The organism is Rhodococcus sp. NPDC019647 (assembly GCF_044389235.1).
GTDB classification, from domain to species: Bacteria; Actinomycetota; Actinomycetes; order Mycobacteriales; family Mycobacteriaceae; genus Rhodococcus_F; species Rhodococcus_F oxybenzonivorans.
The window spans coordinates 123170-142378 of record NZ_JBIRXS010000017.1 but is presented as its reverse complement, the minus strand read 5'-3'; the positions used below and the strand labels follow the sequence as shown (position 1 = coordinate 142378).

Below are 19209 nucleotides of genomic sequence, written 5' to 3'. Positions count from 1 at the left end.
GGCCGTTTTTGCATGCGTGCGCTCATGCCGCCCCATCCTCCCGAACTAGAACGTATTCTCGATGGGGAGGCTCAGGAGGTACCGTGCAGCTCGAAGACGTGGATCTTTACGACCCGGACACGTATGTGAACGGCGTGCCACACGAGATGTTCGCCACGCTCCGACGAGATGCACCGATCTATCGGCATTACGACCACAGAGGTCAACCGTTCTGGTGCGTCACCCGCCACGCGGACATCGTGGCAGTGAACCGGGATGCCACCACCTACTCGTCCTGGCGAGGCGCCACCTACATCGACGACCTCGACCCCGCGGATCTGGCCGGCCAGCAATTGATGATGCTGAACATGGATCCGCCCGACCACACGGCATTGCGCAAAATCGTCAGCAAGGGCTTCACACCGCGGCGGATCGGTGAACTCCACGACATCCTCGCGCGCCGGGCCACCACGATCGTCGATGCGGTGATCGGACGGGGCGAATGCGACTTCGTCGTCGATGTGGCGTCAGAACTTCCTTTGCAGGCGATTGCCGACTTCCTGGGTGTACCGCAGGAGGATCGTAAACTCATCTTCGACCTGACCAACCAGATGATCGGTTCGAGCGACCCCGAGTTCCATGGCGAGGCAGGTCAGGAGCGCGACGCCGCCGCTCAGATGTTCGCGTACAGCCAATCGATGTTCGAGGACCGTCAGCAGCATCCGCGCGACGACATCGCGACCGCGTTGATCAAGGCCGACGTCCACGGTGAGAAACTCAGCGAACTCGATTTCAACATGTTCTTCATGCTGCTCGCGGTCGCCGGCAACGAGACCACCCGCAACGCAATCTCGCACACGCAGTTGGCCCTGATGGAACACCCCGACCAGCGCCGGAAGGTACTCGACGATCCAGCCAAGCTCGACTCCCTCATCGAGGAGGGTCTGCGCTGGGCCACCCCGGTCATGCAGTTCCGGCGCACCGCGACCACCGACACCGTGCTCGGTGGTGTGGAGATCGCCGAGGGTGATCGAGTGGTGGTCTGGCACATCTCCGGCAATCGCGACGAAGCGGTATTCGACGACCCCTATGCGTTCGACATCGACCGCTCCCCCAACCACCACGTTGCGTTCGGCGGCGGCGGTCACCATTTCTGTCTGGGCGCCAACCTCGCACGGGCCGAGATGAAGGTGGTGCTCGCGGAGATTCTGCGTCGTATGCCCGACATGGAGCCGACCGAGCCCGCCCAGCGACTGCGATCCAACTTCATCAACGGCCTGAAACACCTGCCCGTCCAGTTCACGCCGGCGGCTCCTTCGTGACGGGGGGCCGCGAAAACAACGACCAGCCATAGCTATTCGACGGGCAGGCTGCGGCCTTCCGGTTTTTCTGTCAGGCTGAGAGAGTGAACAACGTTGACGCAGTGGTCATCGGATCCGGCCCCAACGGCCTCGTCGCTGCCGCGACTCTGGCGGACGCAGGGTGGGATGTCGCAGTTGTCGAGGCACAGCCCACCGCGGGTGGCGCCGTGCGATCCGCGGAGCTCGTGCCCGGTTACTGTTCCGACCTGTTCAGCGCCTTCTATCCGCTGTCCGCGGTCTCCCCTGCGATCCGCGGGCTCGACCTCGAAGCGCACGGGCTGCGGTGGAGTTACGCACCCAAAGCCCTCGGACACGCCCGATCGGCGGACGACGAGGATGCGCCCGTCATTCATCCGGATCCCGCGGACACCGCCGCGGATCTCGAACGCAGGCAGCCCGGCGACGGTGACGCGTGGATGCAGCTCATCGAGCAATGGCACGACATCAAGGACCCGTTGATCAACACCTTGTTCAGCCCGTTCCCGCCCGTGCGCGGCCCGGGTCGCCTGCTGCGGCAACTGGGCACTGCGGACACTCTGCGGCTGGCTCGGTTCCTCCTGCTTCCTGCCCGGCGGATGGCTCACGAGCTGTTCCGCAGCGAGGCTGCCCGCGTGCTGCTGCTCGGCAACGCGATGCACGCCGACGTTCCGCCCGACTCCGCCGGCAGCGGCGTCATGGGCTACATCCTGACAATGCTCGCCCAGGACCACGGCTACCCTGTGCCGATGGGTGGGGCGGGTGAGCTGGCAGCCGCCATGGTGCGACGAGGAGAACGCGCCGGGGCGCAGTATCACTACAACGACGCCGTCACCGCCATCGACGTGCGTGCCGGGCGCGCCGTCGGCGTGCGAACGGCGTCGGGTGCACACTTCCTCGCGCGCCGGGCCGTGGTCGCCGACGTTTCGGCACCGGCCCTCTACGGATCGCTGCTCCCGGACGCCGCCGTCTCGTCCCGGCTGCGCGACGATCTCCGGCACTTCGAATGGGACACACCGGTTGTCAAGGTGAATTATGCTCTCTCGCACAAGATTCCGTGGCGTTCCGCCAGCCTTGCCGGGGCGGGCACTGTCCATCTCGGGGCCGGCGACGACGGACTCGTGCATTGGATGGCCGATCTGACCACCGGAACCGTCCCCGAGACTCCGTTCCTGCTGTTCGGGCAGATGACCACCTCGGATCCGACGAGATCACCCGAGGGGACCGAAAGTGCGTGGGCATACACGCATCTTCCGCGCGGCGTCAGCGACGACGCGTCCGCCGAACTGCTGGCACAGCGGGTGGACGACGTGCTCGAGGCGCACGCGCCCGGGTTCAAGGACATCGTCGTCGGGCGCGTCGTCCAGCGACCCTCCGATTTGGAGGCGTCCAATGCCAACCTCGTCGGGGGCGCCGTGAACGGCGGGACTGCGCAGCTCCACCAGCAGCTGGTGTTTCGGCCAGGACCGGGCAATGCCCGCGCAGAGACGCCGATCAGCGGTCTCTACCTGGGCAGTTCCTCGGCTCACCCGGGCGGTGGCGTCCATGGCGTCTGCGGGCTGAATGCCGCCCACGCCGCGCTGAGTGCGGACGGCCCGCGTGGTTGGCTGCGACGGCGCACCTCGACCAGTGTCATCGACCTCTTGTCGAAGGGCCCGAAAGGGAAACCCTTCGAGAAATGATCCCGCGCGTCCCGTGATTCACGCCTTGCCGAGCCCCCTTACCGTGCGATGATCTGAGTCGTCGAACTGGGACAACGAAGGGGCGTCATGCACCATCGAGAATCATCCTTCGCCGGTGTCGGTGGAGTCCGCATCGCCTACGACGTGTGGCTCCCGGACCGTCGCCCCCGCGGCGTGCTGGTCCTCTGCCACGGATTCGGCGAGCATGCCCGGCGCTACGACCACGTGATCGAACGGCTCGGCGAACTCGACCTCGCGATCTACACTCCCGATCATCGTGGCCACGGACGATCGGGTGGCAAGCGAGTTCATCTGCGGGATTGGACCGAGTTCACCGACGACCTGCACCAGTTGTTCGGTATTGCATCCACCGACTGGCCCGGCACCGATCGTTTCCTCCTGGGCCACAGCATGGGGGGTGCCATCGCCCTGTCCTACGCGCTCGATCATCAGCAGGACTTGAAGGCCTTGATGCTGTCGGGGCCCGCCGTCGACATCACCAGCGGCACGCCGCGGGTGGTCGTCGAGATCGGCAAGCTCGTGGGCCGGTTCCTTCCCGGGCTGCCGGTGGAGTCACTCGACGCGAAGCTCATTTCCCGCAATCCGGCTGTCGTATCGGCCTACGAGGATGATCCGCTGGTGCATCACGGGAAGGTTCCTGCCGGCATCGCCCGCGGCATGATCGTCACCGCGGAGAAGCTGCCCGAGCGGCTGCCATCGTTGACCATCCCGCTCCTGCTCCAGCACGGCAAGGAGGACGGACTCGCCAGCGTCCGTGGTACCGAACTGATTGCCGAGTACGCCGGTTCTCCGGATCTGACGGTCGAGATCTACGAAAACCTCTACCACGAGGTGTACAACGAACCTGAGAACGAAGAGGTTCTCGACGACCTGCTGAACTGGTTGCGCCCCCGCGTTCAGAGCTGATCGCGCGCGTCCGCGGCAGGGGTGCACTGCACACCTGTTCGGGGGATGCCAGGATGGGCTGATGAAACGTCACGTCTCCGCCACTCTCGACATCGAGGTCACCGACGCCACCAGTCTCGAGTTCAAGATTGCGGTGGCGCGGAATCCGGCCTCCGAATTGTCGGAGTCGCTGACGTTCACTCTCGGCGGCGACCGTATCGATGCACGGGAGATCTTGGCAGAGCACGGTACTCGCGTGCACCTGCTCGAGGTAGCGCCGGGATCACTTCACGTCGAGTACTCGGCTTCCGTTGCGGGCAAGGGCGATCCGCCGCCGATCACCGATTACGACATCTCGAAGTACCTGCGGCCCAGTCGATATGCCGAGGCGGACAAGTTCTTCGGATTCACCGGTGGCGAGTTCGATCTATCCAAGCCGAAGGCCGAACTCGTGCAGGACATCACGAACTGGGTCGGGTCACGGTTGCTGTACCAGGGTGGATCGAGCAGATCCACCGACAGCGCGGTAGACACCATGCTTTCCGGCGCTGGGGTATGCCGTGATTTCGCACACCTCACCGTGGCGCTTCTGCGCGCCGTCACCATCCCCGCCCGCCTCGTGGCGGTGTACGCACCGGGGTGCGATCCGATGGATTTTCACGCCGTGGTCGAGGCGTTCGTCGACGAGCAGTGGCGGGTGGTCGACCCAACGCAACTCGCCCCGCGCGAATCTTTGATGCGGATCGCGACGGGTCGCGACGCCGCCGACACAGCGTTTCTCGACAACCACGGCGGGGCCATCACCCTCGAGAACACGGTTGTCACCGCCGTGGTGGACGGCGAATTCCCCTCCGACGACTACCGCACTCCGACCTCACTGACCTGACGGTCAGGTTGCGTCCGAGAGCTTTTCGTTGAGAACGGCCAACTGAATCTTCTTCGCGTCGGCGTGCACCTGCCGCCCGTGTTCGGTGACGTCCACGAACACGCCCCTCCGATCTGCTTCACACAAGGAACGGGCGACGAGGCCGGCTTTCTCGAGTCGGGCCACGCTGCGGGACAACGCGCTGGGGCTGAGGTACATCTCTGCGGCCAGGTCCTGCATGCGAGGCCGGTCGCAGGTGGCGTCCATGAGGCGGTCGAGCGTCTCGAAATCACTCATGCTCAAGCTGTGAGCGTGTTGCATCTCACGGTCCAACTCGCAGGCTATGTCGTTGTACCTGCTTGCAAGCAGCCTCCACGTGTCGCGCAGGTCTGCATTCGATCCCATGTCCGCATCCTAGCGCGCGAACGAATTAGATGCAAAGGAATTAAATGCATACGAAATTAGTGCTTGCGCATTGATTGCATGTGCATCTACATTCCCTCTGTGACTATCCTCGAGACCACCCCGCCGACCGAGCAGACCTGGACTCCCCGCCTCTGGGGCATCCTCGCCGTGCTGTGCCTCGTAATGTTTCTCGACGGTCTGGACGTGTCGATGGTGGGCGTCGCGCTGCCCTCCATCGGCACTGAACTAGGACTGTCGACCACCTCGCTGCAATGGATTATCAACGGCTACGTCCTGGGATTCGGCGGACTGCTGTTACTCGGTGGCCGCACCGCCGACCTGCTCGGGCGGCGTCGGGTGTTCCTGATCGCCCTCACCGTGTTCGCCGTCGCGTCCCTGGTCGGCGGTCTCGTCGACAACGGCACGCTGCTCATCGCCAGCCGCTTCGTCAAGGGACTGGCCGCGGCGTTCACCGCGCCGACCGCGATGTCGATCCTCACGACGACGTTCAAGGAGGGCCCGGCGCGCAACCGGGCGTTGTCGATCTTCTCGGTGTTCGGAGCAAGCGGCTACTCGTCCGGGCTGATCCTGGGTGGCCTCCTGACCAGCGCCGGCTGGCGCTGGACCTTCCTCATGCCCGTGCCGTTCGCAGTTCTCGCACTGGTTGCCGGAACCATCCTGATTCCGCGCGACCGAGCAGCCGACACGGGCGGGCACGACGTGGTCGGAGCAGCGACACTGGTGTCCGGGATGCTGCTCGCCGTGTACACCGTCGTGTCGGCGCCGGCGCGCGGATGGTCGGAACCGCTCACTCTGGGGTCCTTCGCGCTGGCCGCAGCACTTCTCGCATCGTTCTTCGTGGCGGAGCGGCGGGTGGCACATCCACTTGTGCGACTGAGCATCCTGCGGGTAGGAACGATCGTTCGGGCCAACCTCAGCATCGTCGCGCTGTTCGGCTCCTACCTGAGCTTCCAATTCATGATGACAATTTTCCTGCAGTCGGTACTGGGCTGGTCACCCCTGGAGATGGCCCTGGGCCTGCTCCCCGCCGGCGTGATCGTGGCCTTCGGATCACCGTTCGTCGGACGGCTCATCGATGCTTTCGGCACGGCACGCATGATCATCGCCGCGCTGACGTCCCTGAGCCTGGGCTACCTGTGGTTCCTCTTCGCCGGTAGTGACGATCCGAACTACGTTTTCGCCATCCTGCCCAGTGTGATTCTGCTGGGGGTGGGGTTCGCTTTCGGATTCACCTCGATCATGGCCCAGGCCACGTCGGGCGTCGACGACTCCGAGCAGGGCCTGGCCTCGGGACTGGTGCAGACCTCTGCACAGGTGGGTGCCGCACTCGTTCTGGCACTCACGACTGCACTGGTCACCGCCGGCTCACATGCCGCGACCAGCATCAGCGGTACCGGCTTCCACCAGTTCCATTCGGGTCTGGTACTCGTCACCGGGGTCGCGCTGGCCGGCCTCCTGGTCACCGTCTCACCGTTGCTTCGCCGGGTGATCAACCCGGCGTAGCGATGACGGCCAGGAAGTTGCAGGGCGAAGTTCAGCTCGCCAATCGGCGCTCGAGCTGCGTAATGATGTCGGCGGCCACCTCGGTGGGCGAACCACCCACGTCGACGACGATGGCGTTCTCGTCCGGTTCGATCGGCTCGAGCGTCGAAATCTGCGTGTCGAGGAGCGAAGCCGGCATGAAATGGTCGAGCCGGGTAGTCAGTCGCTGCCCGATCTGTTCTCTCGATCCGGCGAGATGGACGAACACGACCTGATCGCCGCGCAGCACGTCACGATAGCTGCGCTTGAGGGCCGAGCACGTAATGATTCCCGGGAGACGCTTGTCGGTGTGGTCCTTGATCCAGGCCGCGATCAGGTCGAGCCACGGCCACCGGTCCTCGTCGGTCAACGGCTGCCCGGACGCCATCTTCGCGACGTTCGCCTGCGGATGCAGGGCGTCACCCTCCTGCAGGTCCCATCCCATGGCGCCGGCGATGATTCCGGCCACCGTGGACTTCCCCGACCCGGACACACCCATCAGTACCAGTACCGGAATTGTCATGTTGTTACGCGTCATTGGTCTGTCCCTCAGATGAACGCGCTCAGCGCGAGGACACCGGCCAGGCCGGTCACGGAAATGATGCACTCCATCACCGTCCATGTCTTCAGGTTCTGGACCACCGTGACTCCCAGATACTCCTTGACGAGCCAGAAGCCGGCGTCGTTGACGTGGGAGAGGAAGAGTGATCCGGAGCCGATGGCGAGAACCATCAGGGACACGTGTGTGGACGTCAGTTCGGCAGCGACCGGGGCGAGAATCCCGGATGCGGTGACGGTCGCGACGGTGGCCGAGCCCGTGGCGACGCGGATCAACACCGCGACCAGCCAGGCGAGGAACAGCACCGGAAGGGCGCTGCCCTTGATTGCTTCGGCGATCACATCGGCGATACCCGTGTCGATGAGAACCTGTTTGAATCCGCCGCCCGCTCCGACGATGAGGAGGATTCCCGCGATGGGGGGCAGCGAACTCTCGAGCGACGACGCAATGGCCTTGCGGTCCATACCGCCACCGCGGCCGAGTAGCACCATCCCGGCGAGCACGGCCAGGCCGAGCGCGACGACCGGAGTTCCGAGGAAGTCGAGCAAATTCTTGGCGGCGGCCTCCGAATCGGGGGCGATGACGTCGGCGATGGCCTTACCCAGCATCAGGACGACGGGCAGCAGGATGGCGGCGAGGGTTGCCGCGAAACCGGGGCGCTGACGCTCGGCGGCCGCCTCGGCACCCTCGAGGTCCTCGGTGGTGACATACAGCTCGGGTACCGGCACGTCCACCCAGCGCGCCGCCAGCTTGCTGAACAGCGGGCCGGCCACGATCACGGTGGGAATGGCCACGACCACACCGAGCGCGAGAGTGAGCCCCAGATTGGCGTTGAGAGCCGACACCGCGACGAGTGGTCCGGGGTGCGGTGGGACGAGGCCGTGCATGGCCGACAAACCGGCAAGGGTGGGGATGGCGATGCGCATCAACGACAGGCCCGACCGTCGAGCTACCAGGATGATCACCGGCATCAGCAGCACGAGGCCGATCTCGAAGAACATCGGTAATCCGATGACCGCACCGACCAGAGCCATCATCCAGGGCAGTGTGCGTGGCCCGGAACGTCCGACGAGCGTGTCGACCACCCGATCTGCGCCACCGGAGTCGGCAAGCAACTTTCCGAACATCGCGCCGAACCCAATGAGGATGCCGACGCTTCCCATCGTCGCGCCGAAGCCCTCCACGAAAGCGGTCACTGAATCCGTGGCTCCGAGCCCGGCAGCGATTCCGACACCGACGGCACCGATCGCCAACGCGAGAAAGGGATGCAGCTTGAGCCAGGTGATCATCGCGATGATGGCGGCGACGCCGACGACGGCGGCCGTGATCAAGCGCGCGTCATGACCGGCGCTGTCCGCGGCGGCGAGTAGTGAAGCGGTACCCATCTGTTGCTCCCGGGTTATCGGTGGTGGACTCGACCCATGTTCGTGATGCCCGTCACTTTGCCTCATAAATCCTACGATTACAAGATGCGTAGCTATTACGTAGTACTTAGAGGGCAAGATGGGCGTCAATGTGTGTTCAGTGCGGGCGACCATGGGAGCATCGGCGAATGACCAACTCAGACGCCGTCGAGTACCGGCAATTGCACGAGACGGTGCTCGACCGGTTGGGAAGCGACATCGTGGCGGGTGTCGTCGCGCCCGGCACCCGCATCTCGGCCGACGACGTGGTGACGCAGTACTCCGTCTCCCGCACCGTGGTCCGGGAAGTGGTACGCGTACTCGAATCATTGGGACTTCTCGCGGTGCGACGCAGAGTAGGCATCACCGTCCTCGGCGAGGACCACTGGAATTCCCTCGACCCCAGTGTCATTCGATGGAAGCTGGCCGGGCCACAGCGCTTCGAGCAGCTGTCCAGTCTGAGCGAGTTGCGGTCGGGTATCGAGCCTCTCGCGGCCCGTCTCGCAGCAGAGCGCGCCACACCGGAACAGTGTGGCGCGCTCACAGCGGCAGTGATCGGCATGGCGTCCACCGCCCGGGCTGCGGACACCGACGCCTATCTCGGCCACGACTCCGACTTTCACCGGACGTTGCTGGCCGCCTCGGGCAATCCCTTACTGAGGGCGATGTCGCAGATCGTGGTGGAGGTTCTCGAGGGCAGGACCCGGCATTCGCTCATGCCGCACGTCGCCGAAGACGAGGCCATTGCGCTCCACGGCGTCGTCGCTTCGTCCGTTCAGAGGGGCGATGCGGCTGCCGCGGAAGCGGCCATGCGGGCGATCGTCACCGAATCCGCCACCGCGATCGAAGAACTGAAGGACGACGCCGAGCGCTGAGTACCTATACCACCGGATCCGATTGCATGGCTTCGAGTTCCACGCCTTTGGTCTCTTTGACCCAGCGGAGGACGAAGACGAGCGACAGCACTGCGCACACGGCGTAGAAGCCGTAGGAGATGCCGAGCGAGAAGTCCTTCATCGACGGGAAGCTCACGGTGATCAGCCAGTTCGCCGCCCATTGTGCGCCGGCGGCCAGGGACAGAGCCGCCGCCCGGATGCGGTTGGGGAAGGCCTCTCCGAGCAGGACCCAGACGACGGGCCCCCACGACATTCCGAAGGCCACCACGAAGAGGTTGGCGGCGATCAGCGCGATCGGCCCCTGCAGGCCTGTGAGCTGGGGAGTTGTCACCCCGTTCACGACGGTGGTGGATGCGGTGCCGAAGATGACGGCCATGGTCGCGAGTGTCACGGCCATGCCTGCCGAGCCGATGATCAGGAGCGGTCGACGGCCCACCCGGTCGATGTACGCGATCGCGATGAGAGTGGTCGCAATGTTGACCACCGAGGTGATGACGGTGATCTGCAGCGAACTGCCCTCATCGAAACCGACCGCCTGCCACAGAACGCTCGAGTAGTAGAAGATCACGTTGATGCCGACGAACTGTTGAAAGACCGACAGACCGATCCCTATCCACACGATCGGCAGGAGACCGAACGCCGGCCCCTTCAGGTCCTTGATGGAGGGTTCGTTCTCGCGAGCAAGAGTGGCACGAATGCTCTCGACTTTGAGGTCGAGACCCTTCTCCCCGAGAAGCACTGCGAGAACGCCGCGGGCCTCACCGAGACGACCCTGGGCGATCAGGTAGCGGGGCGATTCGGGGATGGTCAGCGACAGCAGTCCGTACGCGAGCGCGGGAACGCACATGGCGAGGAACATCCATCGCCAGGCTTCGAGTCCGAACCACAATTCCTCCTGGGACCCGCCGGCAAGGGCGGCCAGCGCGTAGTCGACGAGGAGCGAGACGAAGATGCCGGTGACGATCGCGAGCTGCTGCAGTGAACCCAGGCGTCCTCGCACTCGGGCCGGAGAAATTTCCGCGATGTATGCAGGGGCGATCACCGAGGCCAAGCCGACACCGAGGCCGCCCACGATGCGGAAAACCACGAGGACTTCGACATCTGGGGCGAACCCCGTCCCCAGCGCGCTGAGCAGGAACATCACCGCCGCAGCCTGCATCGTGACGAGCCGTCCGTACCGGTCGGCGATGCGGCCGGCCACCATGGCGCCCGCGGCAGCGCCCAGCAGGGCCGAAGCGATGGCGAAGCCGAGCAAGGCCGACTCGACCTGGAACTTGCCTTCGATCGCCGAGACCGCGCCGTTGATCACCGCGCTGTCGTATCCGAACAAGAGGCCGCCCAGGGCAGCGACAGCCGCGATCCGGAAGGGCACAGCTGCGCCCTCCCCTGTGTCGCCGGGCGGCACGTTTGCGCCGGGTGACAGAACGTTTTCGGTCATGGGACTCCTCGGGAGGAAGGGGGTATGCGAGGCCGAGACCCGCCGCGCGGCGAAGGCGCACGCAGTAAATGTGGTGTGGACCACAGTAGGCAAGAAAGCCGCGAATCGTCAACCTATGAACATAAGAGCCCGAAATGCTGGGTGTGATGTTCGGGAATGAATACCTTGAGTCAGGCAGGTAGCGCAGAACGCAAGCCCAGCGCGACGGCACCGAGCACCTGGGCCCGGGAACCCAACTCGGCGACACGCACCTCGAGCGATCGCACTGCGCTGGGCACGGCGTAACGCGCCAGGACCTCACGGAGGGGACCGAGCAGCAAATCGCCCGCCAGGGCGAGTTCCCCGCCGATGACGAGACGCTCAGGGTTGAGGAGGTTGCAGAGGCTCGCGGCTGCGACGCCGACATGCCTGCCGGTGTCGGCGAGCACCCTGACGCAGGCGGCATCACCGTTCTCGGCCATGGCGACGACGTCGGCGATACTCAGGCCGGTGCCGCGGCTCGGCTCGAGCAGGGCGATGACGACGTGGGAGGCGACGAGCGTCTCGAGGCATCCTCGGTTGCCGCAACGGCATACCTGACCGAACTCGTCGAGAGTGACGTGGCCGATTTCGCCTGCGGTGCCGCCTCTTCCACGGTAGAGCCGGCCGTCGAGGACGAGGCCGGCGCCCACACCGTCGGACAGTTTGATGTATGCGAGATCGGTGGTTCCCCGGCCTGCGCCCCACATGTGCTCGGCCAATACACCGAGGTTGGCATCGTTGTCGACGTGGACGGCGATACCGAGATGATCGGACGCGATGGCGGCGGCGTCGACACCCACCCAGCCGGGGAGGATCGACGGGCCACCGACCTCACCGGTATCGGTCTCGAGCGGCGCGGGCAGGCCCATGCCGACGGCCAGGACGGACGTGCGGTCGCAGCCGAGACGGTCGAGGGCAGCGTCGAGAAGGCTGCCCGCCTGCACCACGCCTTCTTCGGCGCGATGTCCGGCTGCGAGTTCGACCCTCTCCTCGGCCAGGACATCGTGTGCCATGTCGGCGACTGCGACGGTGAGGTGGCGGTGCCCGAAGTCGATCCCGACCGCGAGCCCCATCTTCCGCGTCAGTCGCACCGCCCGACCGCGCTGGCCGGGATGGTCGCCGTCAGGCACGGTGACCATCCCGGCCGCGGTCAGTTCCTTGACCATGTTGGAGACGGTGGCGGGAGCTAAACCGGTGCGCCGGGCGATCTCGGCCTGGGTCAGCTCGCCCGACATCTGCAGGGCGCGCACCACTCGGTGCTGATTAGCGGACTTCAGCGAAGACTGCGAGCCCGGCCGTCCTGGATCACCGTTTTCCTTGTCTCGCACGACCTCACCGTACCGCGCGCGTGCTCGGCCTAACGAGCGAGTGCTGCCGCCTCACTGGCCAGCGCGCTGATCCGCTCCCAGTCCTTCTGCTTCACGGCGTCGGAGGGCGTGAGCCAGGATCCGCCGACGCACCCGACGTTGGGCAGTGCCAGATAGTCCCGCACATTCGAGGTCGACACCCCGCCGGTGGGGCAAAACCTGGCAGCGGGAACGGGCGAATGAATCGAGCCGAGGAACTTGGCACCCCCGGACGCCTCGGCCGGGAAGAACTTGAGCTCCCGGTAGCCGTGTTCGAGGAGGAACAGCACCTCGGACACGGTCGCGGCACCGGGGAGGTGCGGCAGACCGGTGTCGGTCATCGCCTTCAGCAGCGACTCGGTGCTACCCGGCGACACCAGGAACTGGGCACCGGCTTCTGCTGCACGCGCCGCCTGGTCCGGTTCCACAATGGTGCCTGCACCCACGCAGATGTCCGGCACCTCGGTCGCGATCGCCTTGATGGCGTCGAGTGCGCAGGATGTGCGCAGGGTCAGTTCGATCATGGGGATGCCGCCGGCCACCAGCGCGCGCGCCACCGGAACGGCATGTGCAACGTCATCGATCACGACGACAGGGATGACCGGGACACGGTCGAGGAGAGAAGGATTGGCAGTCACTGGAGTTGCTCCTTAAGCGGGTTGGGGATGAAAGACGCTGGCGCCCTGGGTGGCCGGTCCGACGGCGGCGCGGAGTCCGGCGAAGAGTTCACGCCCCGTGCCGACCCATTCGTCGGCACCGAGCGCACGACCGGTCGCCGGACGTGCGGCCAGTTCTTCGTCGTCGAGGTGAACGTTCACAGATCCGGTCACGGCATCGACGGTCAGGAGGTCGCCGTCACGCACACGCGCGAGCGGTCCATCTGCGGCCGCCTCCGGGGTGAGGTGAATAGCTGCCGGCACCTTTCCCGAGGCGCCGGACATCCGGCCGTCGGTAACTAATGCGACCCTCCGGCCCTGGTCCTGCAGAACACCGAGTACCGGTGTGAGTTTGTGCAATTCGGGCATGCCGTTGGCGCGTGGGCCCTGGTACCGGAGCACGGCCACGAAATCGCCTGTCAGCGTGCCCGCTTCGAACGCGGCGAGGAAGTCGAGCTGGTCGTCGAACACCCTGGCCGGCGCGGTCACGACGCGGTGGTCCGGGTGGACGGCCGACGTCTTCATCACGCACGAACCCAGATTCCCGGTGAGCATCTTGAGCCCACCGTTGACGTCGAACGGGTCTTCCGGTCCGCGCAACACGCTGGTGTCGAGGCTGATTCGCGTACCCGGCTGCCATTCGACGCCGTCACCGGACAGCTTCGGCTCTTCCGTGTAACGGCGGAGTCCGGGACCGGCAACGGTCTTCACGTTCTCGTGCAGCAGGCCCGCATCGAGCATGGAGGAGACCACGTAGCCGAGGCCGCCGGCGGCGTGGAAGTGGTTCACGTCCGCCGAGCCGTTGGGGTAGATGCGGGCGAGCAAGGGCACGACCGCGGACAGCTCCGCCAGATCGTCCCAGGTCAGCGTGATGCCCGCGGCCCGGGCGATCGCGACGAGGTGCATGGTGTGGTTGGTCGATCCGCCGGTCGCGAGCAACGCGACACAGCCGTTGACCACGGCACGCTCGTCCACGACCTCGCCGACCGGTGTGTAATCGTCGCCGAGTGCGGTGAGCCCGGTGACGCGCTTCCCCGCTTCGGACGTCAGTGCATCACGCAGCGGTGTACCGGGGTTCACGAAGCTCGATCCGGGCAAGTGCAGGCCCATGACCTCCATGAGGAGCTGGTTGGAGTTGGCCGTGCCGAAGAACGTGCAGGTGCCTGCGCCGTGGTAGCTGGCCGCCTCCGCGTCGAGCAGTTCCTCACGTTCGGCCTTGCCCTCCGCGTAGAGCTGGCGAACGCGGGACTTCTCGTTGTTCGGCAGACCGGACGTCATCGGTCCGGCCGGAACGAAAATCGTCGGCAGGTGCCCGAAACCCAATGCGCCGATAAGCATTCCCGGCACGATCTTGTCGCACACGCCCAGCATCAGCGCGCCGTCGAACATGTCGTGTGACAGTCCGATCGCCGTCGCCATCGCGATCACGTCACGGCTGAACAACGACAACTGCATGCCGTCGCGGCCCTGGGTGATGCCGTCGCACATCGCGGGAACACCACCGGCGAACTGGGCGATGCCACCGGCCTCCATGACCGCGGCCTTCAGCTGTCGCGGGAAATGCTCGAACGGCTGATGCGCCGACAGCATGTCGTTGTACGACGAGACGATCGCGATGTTGGGCTTGACGAAGCTGCGCAGCGCCTTCTTGTCGGCCGGGCCGGACGCGGCGAAGCCGTGCGCGAGGTTCGCGCAGGCCAGTTTGCCGCGGGCCGGTCCGTGGTCGCCCGCCTGCCGGATCCGGTTCAGGTAAGTAGTGCGCTCGGGCCTGCTGCGTTCGATGATCCGCTCGGTGACGGCGGCGAGGACGGGGTGCACGTCGGCAGGCGGTGTGGGTGTTTCGGTCATGCGGGAACTCCTTCGTGCCAGGTGCGTCCGTCGCGCTCGATGAGAGTGGTGGCGTCGGTGGGTCCGTTGGTACCCGCCGGATACCGGCGCGGGAGCCGTTCGGAACGGTCCCAGCCGACAAGGATCTGTTCCACCCATTCCCATGCCGCCTCCACCTCGTCGCGGCGCATGAACAGGGTCGGGTTGCCCCGAACCACGTCCATCAGCAACCTCTCGTAGGCATCCGGCGACGGCCGCTTGAATGTCTCGATGTAGTTGAGGTCCAACGACACCGGCCGCAGGCGGATACCACCGGGGCCGGGTTCCTTGGCCGTCATGTGCAATCGCATGCCCTCGTGGGGCTGGAGCTGGATCACGAGACGGTTGGGTTCGCTGTGGCCTTCACTGCCGGGAAACATCGGGTGCGGGACGGGCTTGAACTGCACCACGATCTCCGAGCATCTGCGGTCCATCCGTTTGCCGGTGCGCAGGTAGAACGGCACACCCGCCCACCGCCAGTTCTGAATCTCGGCCTTCACGGCAATGAACGTCTCGGTGCGACTGTGGGGGTTCTCGACCTCGTCTCGGTAGCCGGGAACGGCCACACCCTCGGCCAGTCCGGGACCGTACTGTCCTGCGACGGTGCACCGTTCGACGTCGTCCGGGCTCATGGGCTTCAGCGCTTGAAGCACTTTCAGCTTTTCGTCGCGCACAGTCTCACGATCGACGTAGGTGGGGGGTTCCATCGCGACGAGGCACAGCAACTGCAGCAGGTGGTTCTGCAGCATGTCGCGCAGCGCTCCCGCCGACTCGTAGTACCCCCCGCGACTCCCGACACCCAGCGATTCCGCGACATTGATCTGCACGTGGTCCACGGACGTGGAATTCCACAACGGTTCGAGAAACGTATTGGCGAAGCGAGTGACCAGAAGGTTCTGCACACTCTCCTTGCCGAGGTAGTGATCGATGCGGAAGATCTGCGATTCGTCGAATACGGCGCCGACCGCGTCGTTGACGGCGCGTGCCGAGGCGAGGTCGTGTCCGATCGGCTTCTCGAGTACCGCCCGGGACTGCGCACTCGCAAGGCCGTGTAACTGCAGGTTCTCGCAGATCGGCCCGAACAGTCCCGGTGCGCAGGCTAGATAGAAGACTCGGATGAGCTCCTCCCGCCCCGCGAGACCTTCGGTGATGCCCGTCCAGGTGTCGGGATCGGCGAGGTCGACGCTCACGTACTCGAGCCGACGGAGAAATCGGTCACACGTCTGCGCATCCAGTTGATCATTCGGGACGAAACGCGCGAGTTCCCCCCGGACCTTGTCCCGGTAGCCCTCGGTATCGAGGCCCGCTCGCGAGGCGCCGATCACCCGGGTCTCCGGTGGAAGCTGTCCGTCGCGATCGCGCAGGTAGAGCGCCGGAAGCAGCTTTCGGACGGCGAGGTCGCCTGTTCCGCCGAAGACGACGAAGTCGCAGGGATCCACCGTCTTGGCTGGAAAGACCGTGTTCGCAGGTGGCATGTCATTCTCCCTCTGAAAGCCAATGTGTGGGCCGTCACAGACGAGAGTAGGGCACCTTCGGCGCTCAATCAATACAGACTTACGTATTTTTGAGAACAAAGACGCTTTGCTTACGTTGTCAGTCGAGCGTCCGGGTTGGTTGAATGGCCGTATGCGGACGACGCCACGATCGACTACTTCCCCGGCGACGGGCGGCGACGTCTTCGCGCTCATCCGCGACGGCCAAGCAACCACCCGAACCGAGATCGGGAATCTCACCGGCCTGTCCCGCACGGCAGTCGCGGCCCGCGTCTCGACACTGCAGGCGTCCGGACTCGTCGTGGAACGAGAAGAAGGCGTCTCGACCGGCGGCCGGCCACCGGTCAAGCTCTCCTTCCACGTTCAGGCAGGGGTGGTGCTGTCCGCCGCGATCGGCCGGAGTCGCACCCAGCTCGCGATCTGCGACCTGGCCGGGGACGTCCTCGTCGTCGAGGACGTCGAGCAGGAAATCGGCACGAGCCCAGCGGAATTGATGCCGGTCATTGCGCAACGCCTGACCGCGCTTCGCGAGAGCCTGGGTGAGACGGCCCGCCGCACCGTGGGAGTCGGAATCAGCCTGCCCGGCACCGTCGACATCGAGCGCGGGTGCAGCCTCAACTCACCGATGATGTCGGGGTGGGACGGGGTGCCGTTGCAACCATTTCTCGCCGAGGTGACCGATGCGCCCGTCTTCGTCGACAACGACGCCAACGTGATGGTTCTGGCGGAGCGGCGTGGAGAGCGCCGGGACTTCGCCGACATGCTCCTGATCAAGGCATCCACCGGCCTCGGTGCCGGGATCGTGTCCGGAGGAGCCCTTCAGCGGGGCGCTCTCGGCGCTGCCGGTGAAATCGGGCATACGAAAACCGCAGCAGCACAAGGTGTGGTGTGCCGCTGCGGCGACGTGGGATGTGTCGAGGCCGTTGCGGGTGGGTGGGCCTTGGTCCGCAACCTTCAGGGACAGGGGCGCAACGTCACCCACATCCGCGACGTGATCACGCTGGCGCTCGCGGGCGACGCGGAAGCGCGGCGGATGATTCGGGAGAGCGGGCGTCAGATCGGCGAAGTGTTGTCCGGCGTGGTCAATCTCCTCAACCCGGAGGTCGTCATCGTCGGCGGCGACATGGCACAGGCCTACGACACCTTTGTCGCCGGACTTCGGGAAACCCTGTACGGCAACGCTATTGCCGTGGCCACACAGCAGCTACAGATTCTGCCCTGGACGCACGGGGAGCTGTCCGGGGTGGTCGGTAGCGCCACCATGGCACTCGACCACGTCCTCAGCGTGCGGGCCGTCGACCGGCTCCTCGCCCAGCAGAAATAGGGCGCTCCGCGCCTCGTGCGCCTTTCTGGTTGCCCCAGCTACCAAAAGGGCGCACGGGCGGCGAAGCCGCCTACTTGACGTCGGAACCGTGCCGGGTGAGCGCTGTGATCTCGATGTTCATGTAAGGGAACAGCGGCAGATTCCACAGTATTTCGTGGAGTTCGTCGGCCGAGTCGACGTCGAAGATGCTGATGTTGCTGTATTTTCCGACGATTCGCCAGATTTCCGGCCACTTACCGGAGCGCTGCAGCTCCTGAGAGTAGGCCTTCTCCTTGGCGATGGTCTCGTCCCGGACGTCCGGGTCGAGGTCGCGGGGGATGTTGACGTCCATCCGGACGTGAAAGAGTGCCATCGGGTGGTGTTCTCCTCAGTTCCTGGTCCAAGTCTTGACGGCATCCATGTTGAGCTCGACTCCGAGCCCGGGACCTTCGGGCAGATGCGCCTTGCCGTCGCCGTACCGCAGTGGTTGCTGCAGCAGTTCTTCGCTGAACAGCAGGGGTCCGAACAGTTCGGAACCGAAGTTGATGCCGGGTTCCGAGCAGGCGAAGTGAATGGACGCTGCTGTGCCGATCGGTCCCTCGATGGACGTGGCTCCGTGGCAGGCGATGCCGGCCGCCTTGGCGATGGCCACCACCTCCCGACTGCGCCTGAGCCCACCGCATTTGGTGGTTTTCACGGCGATGACGTCGGCCGCGCCGCGCCGCGCGACCTCGAGAGCATCGTGCGGCGTCTGGACGCTTTCGTCCGCCATCACGGGGACGGGGACGAGCCGGTTGAGTTCGGCGAGGACCTCGAGCTGTTCACCGGGGGTGGGCTGCTCGATCAGTTCGACGCCGCCTTCGACGAGGAGGGGCACGTACTTCAGCGCGGTGAGCCGGTCCCAGCGGGCATTGACGTCGATACGGACGCCGGCCTTACCCTGCAGTGCCTGGGCGATCCGGACGACCCGGGCAGTGTCGACCTCCGGGTCGAGGGCGCCCATCTTCAGTTTGAAACTGAAGTGCCGCTTCGACTCGACGAGGCCGAGGGCCTCCTCGACGATCTCCTCGGCGGGAGCGGCGCCGAGAGCCCAGGTGACCTCGACGCTGTCCCGGAAGGCTCCGCCGAGCAGCGTATGCACCGGCACACCGAGGCTGCGCGCCCAGGCGTCGTGCAATGCGACGTCGACGGCGGCCTTCGCGAAACGCGCGTTCGCGACCACCCTTTCGATGTCCGACATGATTCCGGTGATCTCGTCGACACCCCGCCCCAGCAGGACCGGGACGAGGTAACGCTCGACGATCGCCTGCATCGTCTCCACCGATTCGCCGCCCCACCACGGGCCACCCGGGACGACACCCTCGCCGTAACCGGTCACGCCGCCCGCGGTGGTGACGGCGACGAGCAGCAGCGGCTGCGCCGTCATCGACGTGGTGGCGAACTTGTGGGGACGCACCAGCGGCACATCGAGGATCGTCGTTTCGACGGAAACGATAGACAGGTCGGTCATCG

General features: G+C 65.4%; 17 protein-coding genes. 7 read left to right on the top strand and 10 right to left on the bottom strand.

Features of this window, described 5'->3' with window-relative positions:
• Positions 1 to 83: 83 nt before the first annotated feature.
• The 4 genes from ACH49N_RS25745 (at position 84) to ACH49N_RS25730 (ending at position 4790) form a co-directional block, all read left to right on the top strand.
• Positions 84 to 1301: a cytochrome P450 gene (locus ACH49N_RS25745; protein WP_358275251.1), complete on the top strand. Its 1218-nt coding sequence runs from the start codon at positions 84 to 86 to the stop codon at positions 1299 to 1301.
• Positions 1302 to 1384: 83 nt separating this feature from the next.
• The gene (locus tag ACH49N_RS25740) at positions 1385 to 2998 is read left to right on the top strand and encodes an NAD(P)/FAD-dependent oxidoreductase (RefSeq protein ID WP_159923656.1); all 1614 of its coding nucleotides are present in this window, start codon (positions 1385 to 1387) and stop codon (positions 2996 to 2998) included.
• An 87-nt stretch (positions 2999 to 3085) separates the two neighbouring features.
• Entirely contained in the window at positions 3086 to 3925 is an 840-nt protein-coding gene (locus ACH49N_RS25735; RefSeq protein WP_159923654.1) for an alpha/beta hydrolase, read from the top strand.
• Between the two features lie 61 nt (positions 3926 to 3986).
• Positions 3987 to 4790 (top strand): transglutaminase family protein, encoded by an 804-nt coding sequence (locus ACH49N_RS25730; RefSeq protein WP_358275252.1) that lies wholly within the window; start codon positions 3987 to 3989, stop codon positions 4788 to 4790.
• A 3-nt stretch (positions 4791 to 4793) separates the two neighbouring features.
• Here ACH49N_RS25730 and ACH49N_RS25725 read toward each other — a convergent pair whose 3' ends face one another.
• Positions 4794 to 5066, bottom strand: coding sequence for a MarR family transcriptional regulator (locus tag ACH49N_RS25725; protein WP_236603204.1), 273 nt, complete (start codon positions 5064 to 5066; stop codon positions 4794 to 4796).
• Between the two features lie 171 nt (positions 5067 to 5237).
• Between ACH49N_RS25725 and ACH49N_RS25720 the strand changes: the two genes are divergently transcribed.
• Positions 5238 to 6698 (top strand): MFS transporter, encoded by a 1461-nt coding sequence (locus tag ACH49N_RS25720; protein WP_358275253.1) that lies wholly within the window; start codon positions 5238 to 5240, stop codon positions 6696 to 6698.
• Between the two features lie 31 nt (positions 6699 to 6729).
• Here ACH49N_RS25720 and ACH49N_RS25715 read toward each other — a convergent pair whose 3' ends face one another.
• Both ACH49N_RS25715 and ACH49N_RS25710 read right to left on the bottom strand, forming a co-directional pair.
• On the bottom strand, positions 6730 to 7254 hold the full coding sequence (locus ACH49N_RS25715; protein ID WP_358275255.1) for a gluconokinase: 525 nt from the start codon (positions 7252 to 7254) through the stop codon (positions 6730 to 6732).
• An 11-nt stretch (positions 7255 to 7265) separates the two neighbouring features.
• A complete protein-coding gene (locus ACH49N_RS25710) occupies positions 7266 to 8660 on the bottom strand; it encodes a gluconate:H+ symporter (protein WP_358275256.1) in 1395 nt (464 codons plus the stop codon).
• Positions 8661 to 8827: 167 nt separating this feature from the next.
• Between ACH49N_RS25710 and ACH49N_RS25705 the strand changes: the two genes are divergently transcribed.
• Positions 8828 to 9553 carry a FadR/GntR family transcriptional regulator gene (locus ACH49N_RS25705; protein ID WP_109333811.1) on the top strand — a complete coding sequence of 242 codons (726 nt, stop codon included), beginning with the start codon at positions 8828 to 8830 and terminating at the stop codon, positions 9551 to 9553.
• Positions 9554 to 9557: 4 nt separating this feature from the next.
• Here the strand turns inward: ACH49N_RS25705 and ACH49N_RS25700 are convergent, their stop codons facing one another.
• From ACH49N_RS25700 to zwf, 5 genes are all read right to left on the bottom strand, one after another.
• Positions 9558 to 11012, bottom strand: coding sequence for a sugar porter family MFS transporter (locus tag ACH49N_RS25700; RefSeq protein ID WP_358275257.1), 1455 nt, complete (start codon positions 11010 to 11012; stop codon positions 9558 to 9560).
• 170 nt (positions 11013 to 11182) lie between these two features.
• A complete protein-coding gene (locus ACH49N_RS25695; protein WP_358275259.1) occupies positions 11183 to 12361 on the bottom strand; it encodes an ROK family transcriptional regulator in 1179 nt (392 codons plus the stop codon).
• Between the two features lie 29 nt (positions 12362 to 12390).
• Positions 12391 to 13017, bottom strand: coding sequence for a bifunctional 4-hydroxy-2-oxoglutarate aldolase/2-dehydro-3-deoxy-phosphogluconate aldolase (gene eda / locus ACH49N_RS25690; RefSeq protein WP_317765104.1), 627 nt, complete (start codon positions 13015 to 13017; stop codon positions 12391 to 12393).
• A 12-nt stretch (positions 13018 to 13029) separates the two neighbouring features.
• Positions 13030 to 14883, bottom strand: coding sequence for a phosphogluconate dehydratase (edd, locus tag ACH49N_RS25685; protein WP_358275261.1), 1854 nt, complete (start codon positions 14881 to 14883; stop codon positions 13030 to 13032).
• Positions 14880 to 16376 (bottom strand): glucose-6-phosphate dehydrogenase, encoded by a 1497-nt coding sequence (zwf, locus tag ACH49N_RS25680; RefSeq protein WP_358275263.1) that lies wholly within the window; start codon positions 16374 to 16376, stop codon positions 14880 to 14882. The genes edd and zwf overlap by 4 nt, the downstream gene beginning before the upstream one ends.
• Positions 16377 to 16527: 151 nt before the next feature.
• On the opposite strand from zwf, the gene ACH49N_RS25675 reads away from it, so the two are divergent.
• Complete coding sequence (locus tag ACH49N_RS25675) at positions 16528 to 17718, top strand: ROK family transcriptional regulator (RefSeq protein ID WP_358275264.1); 1191 nt, start codon at positions 16528 to 16530, stop codon at positions 17716 to 17718.
• Between the two features lie 70 nt (positions 17719 to 17788).
• On the opposite strand, the gene catC is transcribed toward ACH49N_RS25675, so the two are convergent.
• Positions 17789 to 18070, bottom strand: a complete 282-nt coding sequence (catC, locus tag ACH49N_RS25670; RefSeq protein ID WP_109333824.1) for a muconolactone Delta-isomerase — start codon at positions 18068 to 18070, stop codon at positions 17789 to 17791.
• A gap of 15 nt (positions 18071 to 18085) precedes the next feature.
• A complete protein-coding gene (locus ACH49N_RS25665; RefSeq protein WP_358275266.1) occupies positions 18086 to 19207 on the bottom strand; it encodes a muconate/chloromuconate family cycloisomerase in 1122 nt (373 codons plus the stop codon).
• Positions 19208 to 19209: the final 2 nt, after the last annotated feature.

Coding starts and splice junctions, on each gene's coding strand:
- ACH49N_RS25735 (WP_159923654.1), top strand. CDS start 3,086: ATGCACCATCGAGAATCATCCTTCGCCGGTGTCGGTGGAGTCCGCATC.
- ACH49N_RS25665 (WP_358275266.1), bottom strand. CDS start 19,207: ATGACCGACCTGTCTATCGTTTCCGTCGAAACGACGATCCTCGATGTG.
- catC (WP_109333824.1), bottom strand. CDS start 18,070: ATGGCACTCTTTCACGTCCGGATGGACGTCAACATCCCCCGCGACCTC.
- ACH49N_RS25705 (WP_109333811.1), top strand. CDS start 8,828: ATGACCAACTCAGACGCCGTCGAGTACCGGCAATTGCACGAGACGGTG.
- ACH49N_RS25700 (WP_358275257.1), bottom strand. CDS start 11,012: ATGACCGAAAACGTTCTGTCACCCGGCGCAAACGTGCCGCCCGGCGAC.
- ACH49N_RS25730 (WP_358275252.1), top strand. CDS start 3,987: ATGAAACGTCACGTCTCCGCCACTCTCGACATCGAGGTCACCGACGCC.
- zwf (WP_358275263.1), bottom strand. CDS start 16,376: ATGCCACCTGCGAACACGGTCTTTCCAGCCAAGACGGTGGATCCCTGC.
- edd (WP_358275261.1), bottom strand. CDS start 14,883: ATGACCGAAACACCCACACCGCCTGCCGACGTGCACCCCGTCCTCGCC.
- ACH49N_RS25715 (WP_358275255.1), bottom strand. CDS start 7,254: ATGACGCGTAACAACATGACAATTCCGGTACTGGTACTGATGGGTGTG.
- ACH49N_RS25710 (WP_358275256.1), bottom strand. CDS start 8,660: ATGGGTACCGCTTCACTACTCGCCGCCGCGGACAGCGCCGGTCATGAC.
- ACH49N_RS25725 (WP_236603204.1), bottom strand. CDS start 5,066: ATGAGTGATTTCGAGACGCTCGACCGCCTCATGGACGCCACCTGCGAC.
- ACH49N_RS25675 (WP_358275264.1), top strand. CDS start 16,528: ATGCGGACGACGCCACGATCGACTACTTCCCCGGCGACGGGCGGCGAC.